15 protein-coding genes and 2 rRNA genes (1 of these 17 only partly in view) are annotated in these 18,830 nt (G+C 57.5%); 11 read left to right on the forward strand and 6 right to left on the reverse strand.

The window, feature by feature from the left end:
* Positions 1–2 precede the first annotated feature (2 nt).
* The 3 genes from glgP to ORG26_RS01005 form a co-directional block, all read right to left on the reverse strand.
* Positions 3–1,664: an alpha-glucan family phosphorylase gene (gene glgP, locus ORG26_RS00995; RefSeq protein WP_266366500.1), complete on the reverse strand. Its 1,662-nt coding sequence runs from the start codon at positions 1,662–1,664 to the stop codon at positions 3–5.
* A gap of 8 nt (positions 1,665–1,672) precedes the next feature.
* Positions 1,673–2,518, reverse strand: coding sequence for a sugar phosphate isomerase/epimerase family protein (locus ORG26_RS01000; protein WP_266366502.1), 846 nt, complete (start codon positions 2,516–2,518; stop codon positions 1,673–1,675).
* Between the two features lie 102 nt (positions 2,519–2,620).
* Positions 2,621–2,944, reverse strand: a complete 324-nt coding sequence (locus tag ORG26_RS01005) for a tetratricopeptide repeat protein (RefSeq protein ID WP_266366504.1) — start codon at positions 2,942–2,944, stop codon at positions 2,621–2,623.
* A gap of 217 nt (positions 2,945–3,161) precedes the next feature.
* Between ORG26_RS01005 and ORG26_RS01010 the strand changes: the two genes are divergently transcribed.
* From ORG26_RS01010 to ORG26_RS01025, 4 genes are all read left to right on the forward strand, one after another.
* On the forward strand, positions 3,162–3,899 hold the full coding sequence (locus tag ORG26_RS01010; RefSeq protein ID WP_266366506.1) for an electron transfer flavoprotein subunit beta/FixA family protein: 738 nt from the start codon (positions 3,162–3,164) through the stop codon (positions 3,897–3,899).
* Between the two features lie 106 nt (positions 3,900–4,005).
* On the forward strand, positions 4,006–4,971 hold the full coding sequence (locus tag ORG26_RS01015; RefSeq protein ID WP_266366508.1) for an electron transfer flavoprotein subunit alpha/FixB family protein: 966 nt from the start codon (positions 4,006–4,008) through the stop codon (positions 4,969–4,971).
* 124 nt (positions 4,972–5,095) lie between these two features.
* Entirely contained in the window at positions 5,096–5,692 is a 597-nt protein-coding gene (locus tag ORG26_RS01020) for a bifunctional nuclease family protein (RefSeq protein WP_266366510.1), read from the forward strand.
* A gap of 177 nt (positions 5,693–5,869) precedes the next feature.
* Positions 5,870–6,808 (forward strand): hypothetical protein, encoded by a 939-nt coding sequence (locus ORG26_RS01025; RefSeq protein ID WP_266366512.1) that lies wholly within the window; start codon positions 5,870–5,872, stop codon positions 6,806–6,808.
* 47 nt (positions 6,809–6,855) lie between these two features.
* Here ORG26_RS01025 and ORG26_RS01030 read toward each other — a convergent pair whose 3' ends face one another.
* On the reverse strand, positions 6,856–7,335 hold the full coding sequence (locus ORG26_RS01030) for an SRPBCC family protein (RefSeq protein ID WP_266366515.1): 480 nt from the start codon (positions 7,333–7,335) through the stop codon (positions 6,856–6,858).
* A 298-nt stretch (positions 7,336–7,633) separates the two neighbouring features.
* Between ORG26_RS01030 and ORG26_RS01035 the strand changes: the two genes are divergently transcribed.
* From ORG26_RS01035 to ORG26_RS01065, 7 genes are all read left to right on the forward strand, one after another.
* Positions 7,634–10,000, forward strand: coding sequence for a TonB-dependent receptor (locus ORG26_RS01035; RefSeq protein WP_266366540.1), 2,367 nt, complete (start codon positions 7,634–7,636; stop codon positions 9,998–10,000).
* Positions 10,001–10,012: 12 nt separating this feature from the next.
* Positions 10,013–11,179 (forward strand): sialidase family protein, encoded by a 1,167-nt coding sequence (locus tag ORG26_RS01040; RefSeq protein ID WP_266366542.1) that lies wholly within the window; start codon positions 10,013–10,015, stop codon positions 11,177–11,179.
* An 18-nt stretch (positions 11,180–11,197) separates the two neighbouring features.
* Positions 11,198–11,947 carry a DUF5602 domain-containing protein gene (locus ORG26_RS01045; protein WP_266366544.1) on the forward strand — a complete coding sequence of 250 codons (750 nt, stop codon included), beginning with the start codon at positions 11,198–11,200 and terminating at the stop codon, positions 11,945–11,947.
* 202 nt (positions 11,948–12,149) lie between these two features.
* Entirely contained in the window at positions 12,150–13,148 is a 999-nt protein-coding gene (locus ORG26_RS01050) for a sensor histidine kinase (RefSeq protein ID WP_266366546.1), read from the forward strand.
* A 7-nt stretch (positions 13,149–13,155) separates the two neighbouring features.
* Positions 13,156–14,187 carry a sensor histidine kinase gene (locus tag ORG26_RS01055; protein WP_266366547.1) on the forward strand — a complete coding sequence of 344 codons (1,032 nt, stop codon included), beginning with the start codon at positions 13,156–13,158 and terminating at the stop codon, positions 14,185–14,187.
* Positions 14,188–14,369: 182 nt separating this feature from the next.
* Positions 14,370–15,356: a c-type cytochrome gene (locus ORG26_RS01060; protein ID WP_266366549.1), complete on the forward strand. Its 987-nt coding sequence runs from the start codon at positions 14,370–14,372 to the stop codon at positions 15,354–15,356.
* A 58-nt stretch (positions 15,357–15,414) separates the two neighbouring features.
* A complete protein-coding gene (locus ORG26_RS01065) occupies positions 15,415–15,951 on the forward strand; it encodes a hypothetical protein (protein ID WP_266366551.1) in 537 nt (178 codons plus the stop codon).
* Between the two features lie 223 nt (positions 15,952–16,174).
* Here the strand turns inward: ORG26_RS01065 and rrf are convergent.
* Both rrf and ORG26_RS01075 read right to left on the reverse strand, forming a co-directional pair.
* Positions 16,175–16,286: ribosomal RNA gene (gene rrf, locus ORG26_RS01070) — 5S ribosomal RNA — on the reverse strand.
* A gap of 153 nt (positions 16,287–16,439) precedes the next feature.
* Positions 16,440–18,830, reverse strand: a 23S ribosomal RNA gene (locus tag ORG26_RS01075) (it continues 507 nt past the right edge of the window).

The following is an 18,830-nucleotide window of genomic DNA, read 5'->3' on the forward strand; positions in this document are numbered from 1 at the left end:
ATTTACTGGTACACTTTCTCGTAATATTCCGTCGCCATCCGGCCCGAGTCGAAGAAGGCGTTGACATCGTTCATGCTCTGCAAAACGAGCTTCTTCCATTTGTCGGGCTGCTGGTAATACATCGGAATGATCTCCTTTTCCAGAATCCGGTACAGCTGCGTCCGGTCCTGCGTATCCCGCTCCACCGGGGACAGATCCGCCCCGGCCACCGGGACCAGGAAGCTGTTTTCGCCATGCCGTGCAAATTCGCAGATCCAGCCGTCGAAGGTCGAGAAGTTCAGGGCGGCGTTCATGGCCGCCGTCATGCCGCTGGTGCCGGAGGCTTCGCGGGTCACGACGGGCGTGTTCAGCCAGATATCGGCCCCGTCCTTCAGAGCTTTGGACAGGCCCAGTTCGTAACCCGTCAGCACCGCGATGTTGGGGTACAGATACGTCAGGTAGTGGAGGTGGTTAAACGTCCGGACGGCCGCTTCGTCCAGCGGGTAGGGCTTTCCGGCCCAGATGATCTGCACCGGCCGGTTCAGGTTGCGCACAAGGTGGTTGAACTGCTCCACGTCCTGCACCAGCAGGTCGGGCCGCTTGTAGCCCGCAAACCGACGCGCCCAGACGATGGTCAGGACGCTGGGGTCGAAAATGCGGCCCGTCTGGTCGGCGACAATCTTGAACAGGGCGGCTTTCAGGCTTTTTTTCCGGGCGGCAATCCGGCCCGTGTCGCCCGACAGCCGGGCGGCTTCCAGCTCCGGGTCGGCCCAGTACGTGCGGTTCTGCGCATTGGTGACGTGGGTGATTTCCGGAACGCCGCCAAACGAAGCCCACATAGTCCGCGACACGGAGCCGTGCAGCCGGGATACGGCGTTGGCGCGTCGGCTCATCCGCAGTGCCGTCAGCGAGTGATTGAACACCTGGTCGGTCTGCCCGATGAGTTCCATGACCGTATTCAGCGGAATTCCGGCGAAGAAGCCCATGCTGAACAGGTAGTAAATGTCGTGCTTTTCGTTGCCGGCCTCTTCGGGCGTATGGGTCGTGAAGACCACCCGGTCCCGGATTTTCTGGAGATTCTGCAGCCGGTTGTAGAGGTGAAAAACGGCCGAAACGGCATGCGCTTCGTTGAAATGGTACACCTCCGGCTCGTAGTTCATCGCTTCCAGAAACCGGGCACCGCCCAGCCCCAGCACCATGCACTGCGCCACTTTCAGGTTCACATCGGCATCGTAAAGCCGGTAAGAAATGGAACGGGCCCAGGGGTCGTTGCCTTCAACATCGGTCGTCAGGAAGAAAATCGGCGCGGTATTGAACCGGTCCGGCCGCAGAAAATAGCCCCGCACCCGAACCGGCCTGCCCTGCACCTCGACCGTCACCTCCACGCCCGTGTCTTCCAGAAACTGGTAGATTTTCTCCCGAAACCGGACAGCCATCGTGTTGTCGGTATTCCGGTCCTGGTCGTAATAACCGTATTTCCAGAGAATACTGATGCCGATGACGTTCTGTTTCAGCTCGAAGGCGCTGCGCATGTGCGAACCGGCCAGAAAGCCCAGTCCGCCGGAATACGTTTTCAGCGCCTGGTCGATGGCAAACTCCATCGAAAAATAAGCTACGGATTTTCGGAAGGCCGGGTCGGCCTCGTAGGGGTGCCGGTAAGGCGTCGGCAGAGCGGTATGGTTCATTCGAAGGGTTACAGTGATTTCAGGTACGCCAGACTCTGCGGTACCTGCTGCTCGGAATTCAGGTTTTCGTCTTCGACGTAAAAGTATTCAATTTTCGTTTTCCGGGCGGCTTTCAGCAGGGAAGGAAAATCAACTTTTCCGGTGCCCAGCACCACGCATTTGTCGTTCGGGGCCGATCCTTTCATGTTGGGCTCCACGCTTTTGTCGAGGTCTTTCAGGTGCATCAGGCGGAAGCGCGTCGGGTATTTCTCCAGCAGCGCTACCGGATTCTGTCCCGGATTCACGACCCAGACCACGTCCATCTCAAAGCTCACGTCCTGCGGATTGGTGTTCTGCACGACATAGTCAAACAGGGTTCCGTTCTGGTAAGGCTCGAATTCAAACCCGTGGTTATGGTACACAAACGTCAGGTCGGCCTCCCGGAGCTGCTTCCCGATGGCGTTGAACTCTTCCACCGTTTTTTTGGCCATATCGAGCGTAAACGGCCCGTTATGCGGGATGGAACCGAGCCGGACGTACTTGGCCCCCAGCGTTTTGGCGTTCTGAACCACCGTCGGCATGGCCTTCATGAGATCGTTGTATCCCACCCCGAAGCTGGTGCAGCGCATGCCGCGGGCGTCGAGTTCCTTCCGGATATCGGCCGCGGTCTTCCCGAAAAGGCTCGAAAATTCGATATGGGTGATTCCCATGCCTTTGATCTTGTCCAACGTACCGGGAACGTCCTTGGCAAACTGGTTCCGCATGGTGTAGGAGACCATTCCGGGCGTTTCTTTCAGCAATTTTCCAAAGCGTTGGGCAAAGGCGGACGTGTTCAGCAGACCGGCGGCAATGAAGAGCAGAGCAACTTTTTTCATAAATAAAAAGGGTAAACGTTTCTCCAAATAAGCAGGAAAAAGGGGAACTATACCCTGCCCCCTTCCCCAGAATTTTCCGGAAACCGCCCGCGCCGCCCCAAATCACCAGTCATCTTCCTGAAAAGTCCGGAACGCCCGGCTGAGTTCGTCGATGGCCTTCTGGTTTTGCTGCGACCGGGCAAGGGCGATTCCCTGCTCGTACAGCAGCGCCGCGCGGGGCCGGTTCTCCAGTTCGGCGTAGAGCGCCGCCGCGTGGTAATACGTCGGCAGGTAGTGCGGAAAACGCTCCAGCAGCATTTCAAAATAGTGCTGGGCCTGGGCGGGCTGGCTGTCCAGATATTCCATTGCCAGCGCATAAACATTAAACGGCTCATCCGGTTCTTCCTGGATATAGCTTAACAAAAGCTGGATTCGCTGATTATTCATTGAAAATAAAATTAGTATGCTTGCATACGGTTATTTTAAAACTACTTTGTATTTTAGCCGCGAATAATTGTCTTGAACCCGGATTAACGCTGATTTTTGGGATTTCGCTGATTCTGGCTTCACCAGCTAGTAAGAAGCGCGGCATAAGCCCATCATTCAAAAATCATGTCTATCCTTAAAATCAGCGTTAATCCCGGTCCAGAAACCAACTATCCTCATGAAAATTCTAGTCTGTGTAACGAGCGTGCCCGACACGACGACCAAAATTACCTTCACTGACAACAACACCAAACTGAACAAAGCCGGTGTTCAGTTCATCACGGGGCCGTACGACGACTACGCACTTTCGCGGGCCGTTGAACTTAAGGAACAACTCGGCGGCACGGTAACCGTCCTCAACGTCGGCGAGGCCGATACCGAACCCGTCATCCGGAAGTGCCTCGCCATCGGGGCCGACGACGCCATCCGCGTCAATGCCGACCCGACGGACGCCTATTTTGTTGCCGAACAGATTGCGGCCATTGCCAAACAGAACAGCTACGACCTGATTCTGATGGGCCGGGAATCCATCGATTACAACGGCGGTCAGGTGCACGGCATCGTCGGCGAAATGCTCGGCATGCCTTCCATCTCGCCGGTGATGAAGCTGGACGTTTCGGGCAATACGGCCCAGATCGTCCGCGAAATCGAAGGCGGCAAGGAAGAACTCCAGGCCACCCTCCCGCTGGTGCTGGGCTGCCAGGAGCCGATTGCCGAGTGGAAAATTCCGAACATGCGCGGCATCATGACCGCCCGGACCAAGCCGCTCAAAGTGGTCGAGCCAACGGGCAACGACACCCTCACGCAGGTCGCCGCCTATGAACTGCCCGCCCCGCGGGGTGCCTGCAAAATGATCCCCGCCGACCAGGCCGAAGCGCTGATCTCCCTCCTGCGGACAGAAGCGAAAGTCCTGTAATAAGGTAGTGTGGAGTTTGGGGTTTAGAGTTTATAGTTAATGGACAAACAACCATTAACCCTGAAACCCTAAACTATAAACCATAAACTATAAACCTGAAAACAACATGTCAGTCCTCATATTCATTGAACTGGATGAGAAAGCGGTGCGGAAGTCATCGCTGGAAGCGGTGTATTACGGCTCGAAAGTAGCCGAAATGATGGGTACCTCGGCCACGGCCATTGCCCTGGGTGAAGCGGATGCGGTCGAACTGGCGACGACGGGCCGCTTCGGAGCCACCAAAGTCCTCCACGCCGCCGACGCACGCCTGAACGAAGGCAACACGATGGCCTACGCCTCGGCCGTGGCCGCCGCCGCCGAAAAAGAAGGGGCCAGCGTCATTGTTCTGGCCAAATCGGCCCTCGGCGACGCGATGGCCGCTCGTCTGGCCGGCAAGCTGAAAGCGGGTCTGGCCGCCAACGTCATCGACCTGCCCAACGTGTCGAACGGCTTCCGGGTCAAGCGGAGCATTTACACGGGCAAGGCGTTTGCCGAAACGAGCCTGACGGCCGACCGCAAGATTCTGGCTATCAAGAAAAACACCATTACGCCGGAAGAAAAAGAAGCCACGGCCCAGGTAGAAGCCTTCCAGCCGACCCTGAATGACGCCGATTTCGGCGCCGTTCAGGTGACCAAAACCGAAAAAGCGACGGGGGACGTTCTGCTGCCGGAGGCCGACCTCGTGGTGTCGGCGGGCCGCGGGCTGAAAGGGCCCGAGAACTGGGGCATCGTGGAAGACCTCGCCAAGGCGCTCGGAGCCGCCACGGCCTGCTCGAAGCCCGTATCCGACCTCGACTGGCGTCCGCACCACGAGCACGTCGGCCAGACCGGCATCAAGGTAAGCCCGAATCTGTACATCGCGGCGGGAATTTCGGGGGCCATTCAGCACCTGGCCGGTGTAAACTCTTCGAAGGTGATCGTGGTTATCAACAAGGACCCCGAAGCGCCTTTCTTCAAATCGGCGGACTATGGAATCGTCGGCGACGTTTTTGACGTTCTGCCGCGCCTCACAAAGGCCGTGAAGGGAAGCTGAAAAACAGTCGTAAGTCGTAAGTCAGCCGGTCGTAAGGGACTCCTCAAAATAAACTGCGGGGACCTGACGACTTGTTGACTTACGACTTACGACTATTTCCCGACTTTTTTTATAATTTCGCGCCGTGGAGAAGATTAAACTTGAAATATTAGGCCTTTCGCCCAGCCAGTCGCAGTCAGGCTCATTTGCATTGGTGTTGGGAGAGGAATATGGTAACCGGCGGTTGCCCATTATCATCGGTATGTTTGAAGCCCAGGCAATCGCCATCGAAATCGAGAAGATTGTCCCCAACCGGCCGATGACGCACGACTTGTTCAAGTCCTTTGCGGAGAAGTTTAATTATACCGTCCGGGAAATCGTGATTTCGGATTTGCGGGAGGGTATTTTCTTTGCGCGCATTGTCTGCACGGACGGCACCCGCGATTCGGTTTACGTCGATGCCCGTCCTTCCGACGCTATCGCCATCGGCATCCGGTTCAACGTTCCCATTTATACGTACGAAAATATCCTTTCGGAAGCGGGCATCACGGCCAGCGTCGCGGAAGAAAGCGATAATCCGGAAGAACTCGTTCCGCAGTCGGTCCGGCAGACGCGCTCGCTGTCGGAGCAACTAAAAGACATGTCGTACGACGAACTGTCCAAAATGCTCGACGAAGCCCTGGCGAAAGAAGAATACGAAAAAGCCGCCAAGATTCGGGACGAAATGAGTCGCCGGAATTAAGGCATCCCTTTCTGAACTCCAAAGCCCCAGCCCGACCGGCCGGGGCTTTTTATTTTTCGAAACATTTTAATTACCGAAATAGACTTTTTTGGGTAAATATCTACAAATCAATGCTTAAGAGGATGACAATATCGCTAAACGCCGATATTTCCTTAACCCCTAAACTCCTCTGCCGCCATGCTCACCGAAAAGCAATCCTCTACCTTCTCGGACGATCCCGAACGCAAGTCCCAGCGTTTCGCCGCCCTGGCTACCCTGCTCCTGTTTCTCGCGCTCGGTTTCGGAATCTACCAGTGGAACCGGGGCAATACCCTTACCCGGTCGAACGAAACGCTCACCGATCAGGTCGATTCCCTCAAAATTCTGCGCGACGGCCTCACCCGCGAAATTCAGGCCGTATCCACCCAGCTCGAAACGGCCCGCACCCAGAACAGCAGCCTGTCGGCCAGCCTCACCGGCTTAAACGAGAAGCTGGCGGAACGGGACCGGGTACTGGCCCGGCTCCGGGCCGAAAACAACAGCATTCCTTCGCTCCGGCGGCAGGTGCTCCAGCTGAGCCAGGTCAAGGCCTCCCTGACGGAGGAACTCGACAAGCTGCGGCAGGATAACACCCGACTGGCGGAAGAAAACACCCGGCTGCGCGAGGAAAACCGCCAGCTCACGTCCCAGAACGACGACCTCCGCAACCGGCCCGAAGAGCCCGAAAAGGAAGCCCCGACCGGCCCGCTGCTGAAAGCCAATGCCCTGCGGGTGGAGGTCGTGCAGCGCCGCGACCGGCTGACGGTCAGGGCCCGCCGCGCCCGGGAGATTGCGGTGATGGTCGAGCTGCCGAAAGAACTGCAGTCGGAAGAGCCGAACCAGATGCTTTATCTGAGCATGAAGGATGTGCAGCAGCGACCGCTGGAAGATAAAGAAGCCCGGAAAATGACCATCGATGTGCCGGGCGTAATGAATCCGGTCACCGTTCACCTGGCCCAGAAAGTAGATTTCCAGAAAAATCCGCAGCGCATTACCCTCAAGTATAAGCCCGACGAAAAACTCAAAGCGGGCATTTACGCCGCCGAGCTTTTCACAGAACAGGCTTTCCTGGGCCGGGTCGAATTCCGGTTGCGGTAGCATAAAGGAGGCACACGTCCGGCCCGGACGTGTGCCTCCCGAACGAATCACCCGATGACCGGCTCGCCGACCAGCGGAAAAACCCGGCGCACCACCCGGCCTTCCAGCCGACGTTTCAGGCCGGTTAGCGAGTCTTTAAGATGCTGGGTAAACAACTCCTCCGTCAGCGCCGGCAGTAACTGGTAGATTCCGGTTGGCTGCAGTGTCAGTTCGTAAGTAAGGCGGGTGCCCTCGCCCTGCGGCTCAAACAGGCGCTGGCCCGAAAAAGGCATTCCGGAATCAAGGGTCCGGAATGCCAGTCGGCGGTTGGGCTCGACGGCTTCCAGTTCCATTTTAGTGATCAGCGAGGTTCCCATAAACGAAAGCGCTTCCTGCACCTGCATGCCCGGAAAGGGCAACCCTCCCCCCTGCGCCTGAATCGCGACGACGCCCGCGCGCCAGAGTGCATCGTATTGAAAATTCCCGGCAAGCTGAAAAACCTCGGCTACCGGCCGGTTGATAAATTGGGAAACCCGAATTCTGATCATGGTCGTGTTGTTTCTGTTCGCTCAAAATTGGTTTTTTGCGAAACAACGCCCAACCGCCTCCCCCGCGAAACGGAAATTCCGGCCGACGAAACGGCACACCAACCTCCTGATTGTGAATACCTAAGCACCTCCTCCGCTCCTTTACCTCGCCGCCCCGTCAAACCGGTCTGATGCCCCTTTTTTGTCGGTTTCAGGAAAGATTTTTTCCGTTTGGCCGCCTCCCGAACTGGCGTCCGGCGACGGTTCTCCCACCTTTGGGCCTGTAAACAACAACCCGCAGCCGCTCCAGGCTCCGCATATGAAAACCACGATTTGCCTATCCATCTTACTGATCAGGGCAGCTTTTACGCTTCAGGCTCAGTCCGTTACCCACCGGGGCGTGGTCCTCGACGGGCAGAGCGGCGAACCCATTCCGGCGGCCACCGTCCGACTGAAAGCCCAGTCGGTAGGCACGGTGACGGACGCGCAGGGCAGGTTTGTGCTGCCGGGCCGCCAAAGCACCGACAGCCTGGAAGTCAGCAGCGTGGGCTACGAAAGTCGCCTCGTTGTATCCGCCGAAAAACTGGTGGTTTCGCTACCGCCAAGAATTGAAGACCTGCAGCCGGTGGTGGTAACGGCCAGCCGCGAGGCGCAGGCTCGTTCGGAAGCGCCGATGGCCATCAGTCGCCTGTCGGCCCTGTTGTTGCAGGAAACCAAACCGGTCAACCTCTACGAAGTCATCAACAAAACGCCCGGCGTGGTCATGCCAAACCTCGGCAACGAACAGCATTCGATGGGCATCCGCCAGCCGTTTGGCACCCAGGCGTATTATCTGTACCTGGAAGACGGGCTGCCCGTGCGGCCGATGGGCGTTTTTAACCACAACGCCCTGATCGAAATGAATCCGTTTGCGGTGAGTTCGGTCGAAGTGGTCAAAGGGCCGGTTTCCTCGCTGTATGGTCCCGAGGCGGTCGGCGGCGCGGTGAATTTTATGACGCACCGGCCGACCGCCGTGCCGGTCGTTCGGGCGGGCGTTCTGGGCGATGGCTGGGGCTACCGCCGGGCGCAGGTGGCTGGCGGGGGCATGCTTTCTTCCAAACTGGGCGTTTTCGTCGCCGGGGCGCTCACCCGGCAGCGGGACGGCTGGCAGGCCCAGAGCGATTTTGACAGAGCTTCCCTGACCACCCGCCTCGAATACGCCTTCACCGACCGGACCCGGCTGACGGGCACGGTGGCCTACAACCAGTATCACACCCAGACAAGCGGCAGCGTCGATAGTCTGGGGTACTACAGCCGGAATTACGCCAGCACGACCGATTTCACCTACCGGGATGTCCGTTCGCTGCGCTCCCGTCTGACGCTCGAACACCGCTGGACGGCCCGGAGCGAGAGCTTCGTCACGACGTTTTACCGCGATAACAGCCTGAAACAAAACCCGAACTATAGCATTCGCTGGAAATCGGGTGCCAGCACGGCGACGGGCGAAATCAACGAGAACCGCTTTCACAGCCTCGGGCTGATGGCGCAGCACAGCCAGCGGTTTGCGTGGCTCGACAGCCGCCTGCTCGCGGGGGCGCTGCTCGACAATTCGCCCAACACGTATTACGCTTACCAAACCGAGCTGGAAGCCCTTCTGCGCCCCGACAAACGCTCCGTCGAGCGGTACAGACAGTTGCGCGAACGTCCCGACCAGTACCTGAGCCGTTACGAAGCGGTGATTCACAACCGGGCCGTTTATGCCCAGCTTGATTTTGCACCGCTGGCCCGGCTGCGGATTTCGGCGGGTGCCCGCTTCGACCGGATGGCGTTTGATTACGAGAATTTTCTGGACAAGGCCACGGGCACCAAAGCCTACAATCAGTTGACGCCCAAACTGGGGCTGACCTACGATTGGGGGCAGGGCCGCGGGTTGTACGCCAATCTGAGCCGCGGTTTCTCGCCGCCGGGTCTGACGGCCATTTTCCGGAAAAACGCCAACGCCACGGCCGGTCAGCCGCCGTTCTACTACCATCTGCAGGCGGCACAGTTCGATAATATGGAAATCGGCGGCTGGGCGACGTTCCTCCACCGGAAAGTATACTTCGACTGGGCGGTTTACCAGATGAAAGGCCGGAACGAACTGCTGAGCATCCGCCAACCGGACAATTCCACGGACTATCAGAGCGCGGGCCGGACCCTGCACCGGGGCTTTGAATACAGCCTCACGTTCAAGCCCTCCGCGCAGTGGTTTTTCCGCTTCGGCGGCACCAATGCGGTCCACCGGTTCGAAGATTTTGCCCTGAGCAACCGGCAGACCGACGCCGTCCGGAATCTGAAAGGCTATGACATGCCGCAGGCCCCCCGCTGGATTGCCAACACCGAACTGACGTACAAGCCCCGCTGGGCCAAAGGGTTGCGCATGGCCGTGGAGTGGCAGCGGTTGAGTCCCTGGTACCAGAACCAGCTGAACACCGTCCGGTACGAAGACCGGGGCGCCTTTGGCGCGCGCGGGGTCAGCGTCCTCAACCTGCGCACCGGCTACGTCTGGAAAGCTTTTGAATTTTACGCCAATGTACTGAACCTGACGGACGAGCTGTACGCCAACAACGCGACCCGGGGCAATGCCGCTACCGACCGGACGACGTTTACCCCGGCCGCTCCGCGTACCGTTGTGCTCGGCCTGCAATACCAGTTTTCCCGTCATTAATCCACATCCACCATGAAATCGCTATTTTTTCTTGCGGCTCTCCTCCTTCAGAGCTTCTATTCCTTCGGGACAGACCCAATCAGGGTCAACAATGCCCAGTTTCCCCGCCTGTTTGCCAACGAACGGGGCCAGCCGGTGATGAGCTGGGTGGAACGGACATCCCAGGCCGTCGCTCTTGTTTACCGCATTTCGCCGGACGGCGGCCTGACGTTTCGGGAACCCGTTCGTATCCTGCTGCCGGGCACAACGGCGGCTCATGGCGAAGATGTTCCGAAGCTGATCTTCAAAGGCGACGGCACCCGGATGGTGGTTTATAGTCTGCCCAAACCCATGCCGGATGCCACTCGGGCCGGGAATCTGCTGTACCAGCTTTCGCGCGATGGCAAAACCTGGTCCGCAGCCAGGCCCGTTCACCGGGATACCACCGCCGGAAAAAGTCACTCGTACGCCGAGATGACGCGCCTGCCCAACGGCGAAATCGGCCTTATCTGGCTCGACGACAAACTGCCCGGTCGGGAAGGCCGGACGGTCCGGTTCACGCAGACACTGCCCACGGGCGGCTTCGGTGCGGAAGTCATCATCGATTCGAGCGCCTGTCCCTGCTGCCGCCCCGGTATTGCCGTCGATGGCCGGGGCCGGATTTACCTGACGTACCGTGATTTGCTGCCCGGAGGCACGCGCGACATCAGCTTCGTGGTCTCGGCGGACGGTGGTCAGTCGTTCAGCCAGCCCAAAACCCTGGGTGACGATCGGTGGAACGTGAACGCCTGCCCGCATTCGGGACCGCAGCTGGTTGCCCAGGGCGAGTTGGTCTACGCCACCTGGTACTCCGGCGCAGCCGGTCGGGAAGGCGTGCGCATGGCCCGGCTCGACCAACCCGACCAGCCTGCCCTGCTGCCCGGAGCGCACCGGACCCCTCCGCAGCTTGGCAGCGGAGGGGCTAACCGAATGGCGCTGGCCTGGGAAGAAATGGTGGGTGAGGCCCCGGACGGCTACCGGCAGGTCATGGTGCGGATGACTTCCGAAACCGGCGGGCGGCAGACGGTCCCCGTATCGACTCCGGGGGAACTGACTTCCCTGCCTGTACTACTGTCTGCCGATACCGGGCTGCTGGTCGCCTATCAGGTCTGGATGGGGCAGGAAAGTCAGGTTGTGCTGAAGCGTATTCCTTTTTTTTAACCATAAACAATTTAAGTTATGATGAATCTGTTTGCTGCGGCCCTCGTAGCGGCCAGCGCTTTCTTTGGGGCGGAAGAGACGCCCGGAAGCGTAAAGAAGCCCGCTCCGTCGGTTCGCTATGGTGAAACGGTGGCGCTCGGCAAGGGCACCCTCCGCTCCTTCGTCCGCCTCGACGCCCAGGGCAATCCCGCCCAGATTGGCGTAGCCGTTTCGGAAGCGGCTCTGAACTCTCTGCCCGCCGAAGACAAATTTCTGGTGGTGCACATGCCCGCAGGCAGTGAAAAAACGCTCATTCAGCACGTGTCCTTTAACTGGATGCCGCATGGGCACGAACCGGATGGCGTGTACAACGTGCCGCATTTCGACTGCCATTTTTACATGACTTCCAACGAAGAGCGAATGGGCATCGTGGCCGATGACCCGCGCTTTGCCAAAAATCCGGAGCCGGAATACGTTCCGCAGGGTTTTGTCCGGGTGCATCCGCTGCCGCAGATGGGAGTTCACTGGGTTGACCCCACCAGCACGGAATTTCAGGGCAAGCCATTCACAACAACCTTTATTTATGGCTCTCTCGACGGGCGGGTAACGTTTCTGGAACCCATGTTTACCCTGGATTTCCTCCGGAAAGTGAAAGACGAACGCCTGCCGGTCAAACAGCCCCAGAAAGTTGCCCGGACCGGGTACTACCCGACGGAGTACCGCTACGTGTATAATGCCGCCGAAAAGCAGTACGAAATCATTCTGGACAAGCTTCAGAACCGTCCGTAGGCGTTTGCCGAACAGCGGAAAGGCCGGCGAAACCATTCGTCGGCCTTTCCGCTGTTCGGTCCTGTCGAAACGTTGCGCCTAAACCCTTTGCAGGCTGAGAGAAACTTTTATTTTTGTCGTGTTGATGGCCGACCCACCCGAATTCCCGGTTCGGCCGACTCACATGACTTTCGAGAGAAAACTCAGGATTCTTGGCCCCTTCGTGCTTTTTCTAGTCGGAACGCTCTTTTTCCGGCTTGACTGGTATTTTGAGCTTTCTTTGTCGACGCTGGTCCGGGCGGACCTGGTAGCCCTGACGGCGGGCTACATCTGCTGGGAGCTGGCGCGCTGGGTTATTCAACGCCTCCAGAAACGGTTTCCCGGCCTGCTGAACCTGCGGACGCGCCTGATGTGGCTGGTGCTGGCCCTGCCGGTGCTGGTCAACCTGGCCTGGTTTCTGCGGCTGGTCATTCGGATTTTCTTCATCGGCGACAGCTTCCAGAACCTGACCCTTCCCACGTACACCTACGCTCTGGGCATTCAGATTTTTTACCACTGCGTGTATATCGTGGTGTACGAAGGTTTCTACTGCATGCAACAGTGGAAAGAAGCCCATCTGCACAAGGAAGCCCTTCAAAAAGCCGCCCTGCAGGACCAGCTGGATTCGCTGAAGCACCAGGTCAACCCGCACTTTCTGTTCAACAGCCTGAATGCCCTGACGACCCTCATTTCGGAAGACCCGGCACGCGCCGAAGCGTTCGTTGACGAAATCAGCAGCGTTTATCGCTATCTGCTCCGGACGAATCTGAACGAGCTGGTCACCCTCCGCGAAGAACTGGCCTTTCTGGAATCGTATTTTCACCTGTACAAAACGCGGTACGGCAACGCCATTCAGCTCACCTACGATATTCCGGCGCCCTATCCCGACTTCCGGATGGTGCCTCTGACGTTGCAGACGCTGGTCGAGAACGCGGTCCGGCACAACATTATTTCGGCCGATCAGCCGCTGGTCATCCGCCTCCACATCGAAAAGGAAGAACTGGTCATCAGCAATAATCTCCAGCGCAAACGGAATACGTTCCGGCCCAACGAGGGAGAACTGGCCACGCTGGCCGCCCGGTACAGGCAGATTGGCCAGGGCCAGATTACGATTCGCGAGACGGAGGACACGTTTGTTGTCTCCCTGCCGCTACTGACCGAAAACCTGCTGATCACCAACTGAACGACCGATGCTGAAACCCGTCAACGATAACGTTCTGCGCCTGCTCGGTCCGATCGTGCTGTATGCGTTCGTCGGGTTCTTTTTCCGGCTTGACTGGTACCTCACGCTGCCGCCGCAGACCCTGCTGAAAAACGACCTCATTGCGCTTACGGCCGGTTTGATCTGCTGGCAGATTGCGCGTTGGGTGGTTCTGCGGGTGCAGGCCCGCTGGCCGGGTTTTGACAACACGCCCCGGCGGATTCTGCTGCTGCTGCTCCTGCTGCCTTTGCTGGCCAATTTTGCCTGGCTGCTGCGGCACTCCGCCCGGTATCTCATCGACGGGCAGTTCCTGTATTTCAAAACCGCCGTGGAGCTTGGGCGCACGCTCGGCATCCAGCTCTTTTACCATTTTATCTATTACGTGATTTACGAAGGCGGTTACATCCTGCGGGAATGGCAGCGGACGTATATTCAGAAGGAAGAACTGGAAAAGAGCAATCTGCAAACCCGCCTGTCCTCGCTCCAGCACCAGGTCAGTCCGCATTTTCTGTTCAACAGCCTGAACTCGGTTTCGTCGCTCATCAGCGAAAATCCGCAGCAGGCCGAAGAATTTGTGGAAGAACTGAGTTCGGTCTACCGGTATCTGCTCCGGGCCAACGAGGAAAGCCTTACGCCGCTTGCCACCGAGCTGGAATTCATCCAGTCATACTATCACCTGCTGCAAACGCGACATGGCGATGCCCTCAAACTGATTCTGAATATCGAACCGGCGTATACGGCCTACCAGATTCCGCCGCTCACGCTTCAACTGCTGGTGGAGAACGCCGTCAAACACAACATCATTCTGCCGGAGCAGCCGCTGGTTATTCAGATTACCACCGATAAAAAGGCGCAACTGACGGTCAGCAACAATCTACAGCGTAAGAACGTCCAGGTGTTTTCGCACGGAATCGGCCTCGCCAACATTCTCAAAAAGTACCGCGTCATGGGTCAGCAGGAGCCCACCGTGCAGGAACGCAACGACCGGTTTGAAGTGATTCTGCCGCTGGTCGAGAACTAGCGTTTCCGTTTTTGTCAATTCACCTGCCCGTTTTGCCGCGTTTGTCGGCCATCCTTGCTACCGTCTTAAAGCGCACTTTTTTCACTTCACTAGCCGATCGTTCCGTTTTACGGAGGTCTGAACTGGTTTACCGCCGGGAGTCCGCCAATTTAGCCCCGGTAAACAACAAAAAACCAGTATTCATGAAAACCTTTAAAAAAGTCCTCAAGCGTGTGGGCCTGGGACTGGGCCTGCTGCTCCTGCTCGTCGGCGGCTTCTGTCTGTACGTGGCGCTGACCCCCATGCGCTCTTACGACCCGCCCGTTACGCCGGACATGAAAGTAGACGTAACTGATGCCCGCGTCCGTCGCGGCGAATTCATCGCGCAGCTCCAATGTATGGCCTGCCATGCCGACAACGACAACCGCCTCACCGGCAAGCACATGACCGACATCCCGGACTTTTTCGGGAAGGTGTACTCCCGCAACATTACCCAGGATAAGGAAAAAGGCATCGGCAACTGGACGGACGGCCAGCTTTATTATTTCCTGCGGACGGGCATCCGGCCCAACGGAACCACGGCCTTTATGCCTCAGTACAACCTGATGGCCGACGAGGATGTCAAGTCCGTGATCGCCTGGCTGCGTTCCGACCGCTTCCCGGTTCAGCCTTCCAAACAGGAAGCGCCGCCGGCCGAGTACAGCTTCATCTCCAAGATGCTGGTCTGGACGATCATCACGCCCAGCGAATTCCCCAAGCAACCGATTTCCCTGCCTGATTCGGCCAACAAGGTAGCCGTTGGTAAATACCTGGCGACGGCCGTAGCTGACTGTTACGGCTGTCACTCCGCGAACTTCCTTGATCTGGACAAACTCAATCCCGAGCGCACCAACGGGTACTTTGGCGGGGGCAGCGAGTTCAAGGATCATGACGGCAATCCTATCCTCTCGGCCAACCTGACTTTTGATCGCCAGACCGGAATCGGTGGAAAGTACACGCGCGAACAGTTCATCAAAGCGGTGAAAATGGGCGTCCGTCCGGACGGCTCGCTGCTACGCTACCCGATGGAACCACGCCCGTCGATGTCCGACGAAGAAGTAGGAGCGATTTACGACTATCTCAAAACGGTGCCTCACCAGAGCAACAACATTGCGCAGAAGCAGGCCGAAATTCAGCTGGCTCAGAAATGAGCTACTGGCCGAAACCAATTCTCTGATCTAAAACACGCTTTGATTCCTCTTTAGAACCATGAAAAAAATACTTGCAGTGCTGTTATCGCTGGCACTCTTCACCACCAGTTGCAAAAAAGACGGCTCTGTTCCGGAGCCGCAGGGAAATACGCCCTCGCAAGCCGTAGGGCAATGGATGTACGGCTCTTTTTCGATGAGCGAATTCTGGTCGTATGACGGCCGGTACCAGGGCAAGCCTTTTGAACTGGCGGTGATGTTCCACTTCAAAAGCAACGGGACCTACGAAAAGTATTTTGTTGCTTCCACGCGGGATTACTCCGGTTGCCAGACTCAGGCTTTTTCGTCGGAGAAGGGACGCGTAAAATTTGATGAAGACAACGGTTCATTCACGACCACTCCGTCCGAAGGCACATACCGCGGCTTTTATTCCTGCGCCCCGAACCGGAACATAAACCGCAAAATGGCCTCTTCCGAACTCAAGTCGACGACCTATTTTTACCGGATGGTAAAGGGCAGCAATGGCAAGACGAACATGGAGGTCCGATTCCAGGAAACCGACCAGAACGTAAGCACCTTTTTGCCGACGGCTTGGTAATGAGGGTACTGCCCACAAAAAAACCGCTCGTGAAGCGGTTTTTTTGTGGGCTTTGGATCTTACCCAGCGAAAAGCGCCTAGCTTACTGGGCAGACAGCTTATGGATTTGGAGTTAATTGAATACCTGATTCATTTGCGAACAGATGGACCTACATAGGTTGAGCTTTTCTTAAATGCGTAAAACAAAAAAGGCCACAGACAGTGTCTGTGGCCTCTGATTCAGCGGTGGCGGCTACCTACTCTCCCGGATGCGACTCCAGTACCATCGGCGTGGCGGGGCTTAACGGCTCTGTTCGGAATGGAAAGAGGTGGACCCCCGCACCATGGCCACCATCCCTGCTCTTCCCCCACACTTACCCGGCACTCGCGTCCCGACGGTGGGTTAAGGGAATGGCTCCCCTGATGTCTATGGCGTTTCCTGCCGCACTGGAAACTACAACCGCTACCTTGTGAGTCTGTCGACTGCACTTCTTGGCCTGTAAAGGAATGGAGCCACGCGTTCGGGCCATTAGTACGACTCGGCTCTAGCGCTCTCACGCCCTGCACCTGTCGCCTATCCACGTCCTGGTCTCGGACGACCCTTCATGGAAGTCTCATCTTCGGGCCTGCTTCGCACTTAGATGCTTTCAGCGCTTATCAGTTCCCCACGTAGCTACCCGGCCGTGCCGCGGGCACGACAACCGGTCCACCAGCGGTGGGTCCATCCCGGTCCTCTCGTACTAAGGACAGCCCCCGTCAGACTTCCCACGCCCACCACAGATAGGGACCGAACTGTCTCACGACGTTCTGAACCCAGCTCGCGTGCCACTTTAATCGGCGAACAGCCGAACCCTTGGGACCTTCTCCAGCCCCAGGATGTGACGAGCCGACATCGAGGTGCCAAACCTCCCCGTCGATGTGAGCTCTTGGGGGAGATCAGCCTGTTATCCCCGGCGTACCTTTTATCCTTTGAGCGATAGCCCACCCATGCGGAACTACCGGATCACTATACCCTGCTTTCGCACCTGATCGGCCTGTTCGCCTCACAGTCAAGCCCGCTTCTGCTATTGCACTCCCCAGCTGGTTACCAACCAGCCTGAGCGGACCTTTGGAAGCCTCCGTTACCTTTTCGGAGGCGACCACCCCAGTCAAACTACCCACCAACCACTGTCCCCTTAACCTAAGGGTTAGACTCCAGCACAGACAAGGGTGGTATTTCAACGTTGGCTCCACGATGCCTGGCGACACCGCTTCACTGCCTCCCACCTATCCTACACATCCCTGCCCCGAAGTCCATGATAAGCTATAGTAAAGGTGCACGGGGTCTTTCCGTCCCGTGGCGGGTAAGCGGCATCTTCACCGCTACTACAATTTCACCGAGCTCATGGTTGAGACAGTGCCCAGATCGTTACACCATTCGTGCAGGTCGGAACTTACCCGACAAGGAATTTCGCTACCTTAGGACCGTTATAGTTACGGCCGCCGTTTACTGGGGCTTCAGTTCAATGCTTCCCTTGCGGTAACATCCCCCCTTAACCTTCCAGCACCGGGCAGGTGTCAGACCTTATACCGAATCTCTCGATTTCGCAAAGTCCTGTGTTTTTGGTAAACAGTCGCCTGGGCCTCTTCTCTGCAACCTCCCACTCACGTGGGTAGGCCCCCCTTCTCCCGAAGTTACAGGGTCATCTTGCCGAGTTCCTTAACCATGACTCACTCGTGCACCTGAGGCTCTTCGCCTCGACTACCTGTGTCGGTTTGCGGTACGGTTACCGGAAAGATTAACGATAGCGGCTTTTCTTGGAAGCCCATCCCCGGCGCTATCCCGCAGCCCCGAAGGGCCCTGGGTACTTTCAGCTTCCAGCTAAGGTGGTGTACTTCACTGCCACCCCACTACCTTCCGCCTTCAACGGCCTATTCCCGCAGGCCGCGGCCAGTTCTGTACTCCGTCCCCGCTTCTCTCTTCCCGGCAGTACGGGATTATTAACCCGTTGCTCCTCAACTCCGGCTTTCGCCTACGCCTTAGAGGCCGACTAACCCACCGTTGACTGCCATCGCGGTGGAACCCTTAGTCTTTCGGTGTGAGAGGTTCTCACTCTCATTCTCGTTACTTATGCCTACATTTGCTTTTCTTACCTCTCCACCTAGGCTCACGCCACAGCTTCGCTGATGTAAGAATGCTCTCCTACCAAGATACACCCGAAAGTGCACTTCCATCGCTTCGGTGAATGACTTCATGCCCGTTTATTATCGATGCCCGCCTCGCTCGACCAGTGAGCTGTTACGCACTCTTTAAAGGAATAGCTGCTTCCAAGCTAACCTCCTGGCTGTCCCGGCAACCGGACCTCCTTTGTTCAACTTAGTCATCACTTGGGGACCTTAGCGGATGGTCTGGGTTGTTCCCCTCTCGGAGCAGGACCTTAGCACCCTGCCCCTCACTCCCAGCCCGGTTCCCTGACATTCGGAGTTCGTCAGAAGTTGGTAGGATGTGACTCCCCCTAGTCCTATCGGTAGCTCTACCTTCAGGGATCCCTCACGGCTGAGGCTGTTCCTAAAAACATTTCGGAGAGTACGAGCTATTTCCGGGTTTGATTGGCCTTTCACCCCTACCCGCAGCTCATCCGGAAACTTTTCAACGTTTATCGGTTCGGTCCTCCATGACGTGTTACCGCCACTTCAACCTGGCCACGGGTAGATCACCCGGTTTCGCGTCTACCCCCCCTGACTCTGGTCGCCCTCTTCAGACTCGCTTTCGCTTCGGCTACCCACCTCAAAGTGGTTAACCTCGCCAGGGACGGTAACTCGTAGGCTCATTATGCAAAAGGCACGCCGTCACCCCACAAAGGGGCTCCGACCGCTTGTAGGCGCCTGGTTTCAGGTTCTGTTTCACCCCGGTACTCCCG

This window comes from Tellurirhabdus rosea (genome assembly GCF_026278345.1).
Classification (GTDB): Bacteria; Bacteroidota; Bacteroidia; order Cytophagales; family Spirosomataceae; genus Tellurirhabdus; species Tellurirhabdus rosea.

What these genes read in the sequence shown, in the direction of transcription:
- glgP (WP_266366500.1), bottom strand. Translation starts at nt 1,664, where the DNA reads ATGAACCATACCGCTCTGCCGACGCCTTACCGGCACCCCTACGAGGCC.
- ORG26_RS01000 (WP_266366502.1), bottom strand. Translation starts at nt 2,518, where the DNA reads ATGAAAAAAGTTGCTCTGCTCTTCATTGCCGCCGGTCTGCTGAACACG.
- ORG26_RS01005 (WP_266366504.1), bottom strand. Translation starts at nt 2,944, where the DNA reads ATGAATAATCAGCGAATCCAGCTTTTGTTAAGCTATATCCAGGAAGAA.
- ORG26_RS01010 (WP_266366506.1), top strand. Translation starts at nt 3,162, where the DNA reads ATGAAAATTCTAGTCTGTGTAACGAGCGTGCCCGACACGACGACCAAA.
- ORG26_RS01015 (WP_266366508.1), top strand. Translation starts at nt 4,006, where the DNA reads ATGTCAGTCCTCATATTCATTGAACTGGATGAGAAAGCGGTGCGGAAG.
- ORG26_RS01025 (WP_266366512.1), top strand. Translation starts at nt 5,870, where the DNA reads ATGCTCACCGAAAAGCAATCCTCTACCTTCTCGGACGATCCCGAACGC.
- ORG26_RS01030 (WP_266366515.1), bottom strand. Translation starts at nt 7,335, where the DNA reads ATGATCAGAATTCGGGTTTCCCAATTTATCAACCGGCCGGTAGCCGAG.
- ORG26_RS01035 (WP_266366540.1), top strand. Translation starts at nt 7,634, where the DNA reads ATGAAAACCACGATTTGCCTATCCATCTTACTGATCAGGGCAGCTTTT.
- ORG26_RS01040 (WP_266366542.1), top strand. Translation starts at nt 10,013, where the DNA reads ATGAAATCGCTATTTTTTCTTGCGGCTCTCCTCCTTCAGAGCTTCTAT.
- ORG26_RS01045 (WP_266366544.1), top strand. Translation starts at nt 11,198, where the DNA reads ATGATGAATCTGTTTGCTGCGGCCCTCGTAGCGGCCAGCGCTTTCTTT.
- ORG26_RS01055 (WP_266366547.1), top strand. Translation starts at nt 13,156, where the DNA reads ATGCTGAAACCCGTCAACGATAACGTTCTGCGCCTGCTCGGTCCGATC.
- ORG26_RS01060 (WP_266366549.1), top strand. Translation starts at nt 14,370, where the DNA reads ATGAAAACCTTTAAAAAAGTCCTCAAGCGTGTGGGCCTGGGACTGGGC.
- ORG26_RS01065 (WP_266366551.1), top strand. Translation starts at nt 15,415, where the DNA reads ATGAAAAAAATACTTGCAGTGCTGTTATCGCTGGCACTCTTCACCACC.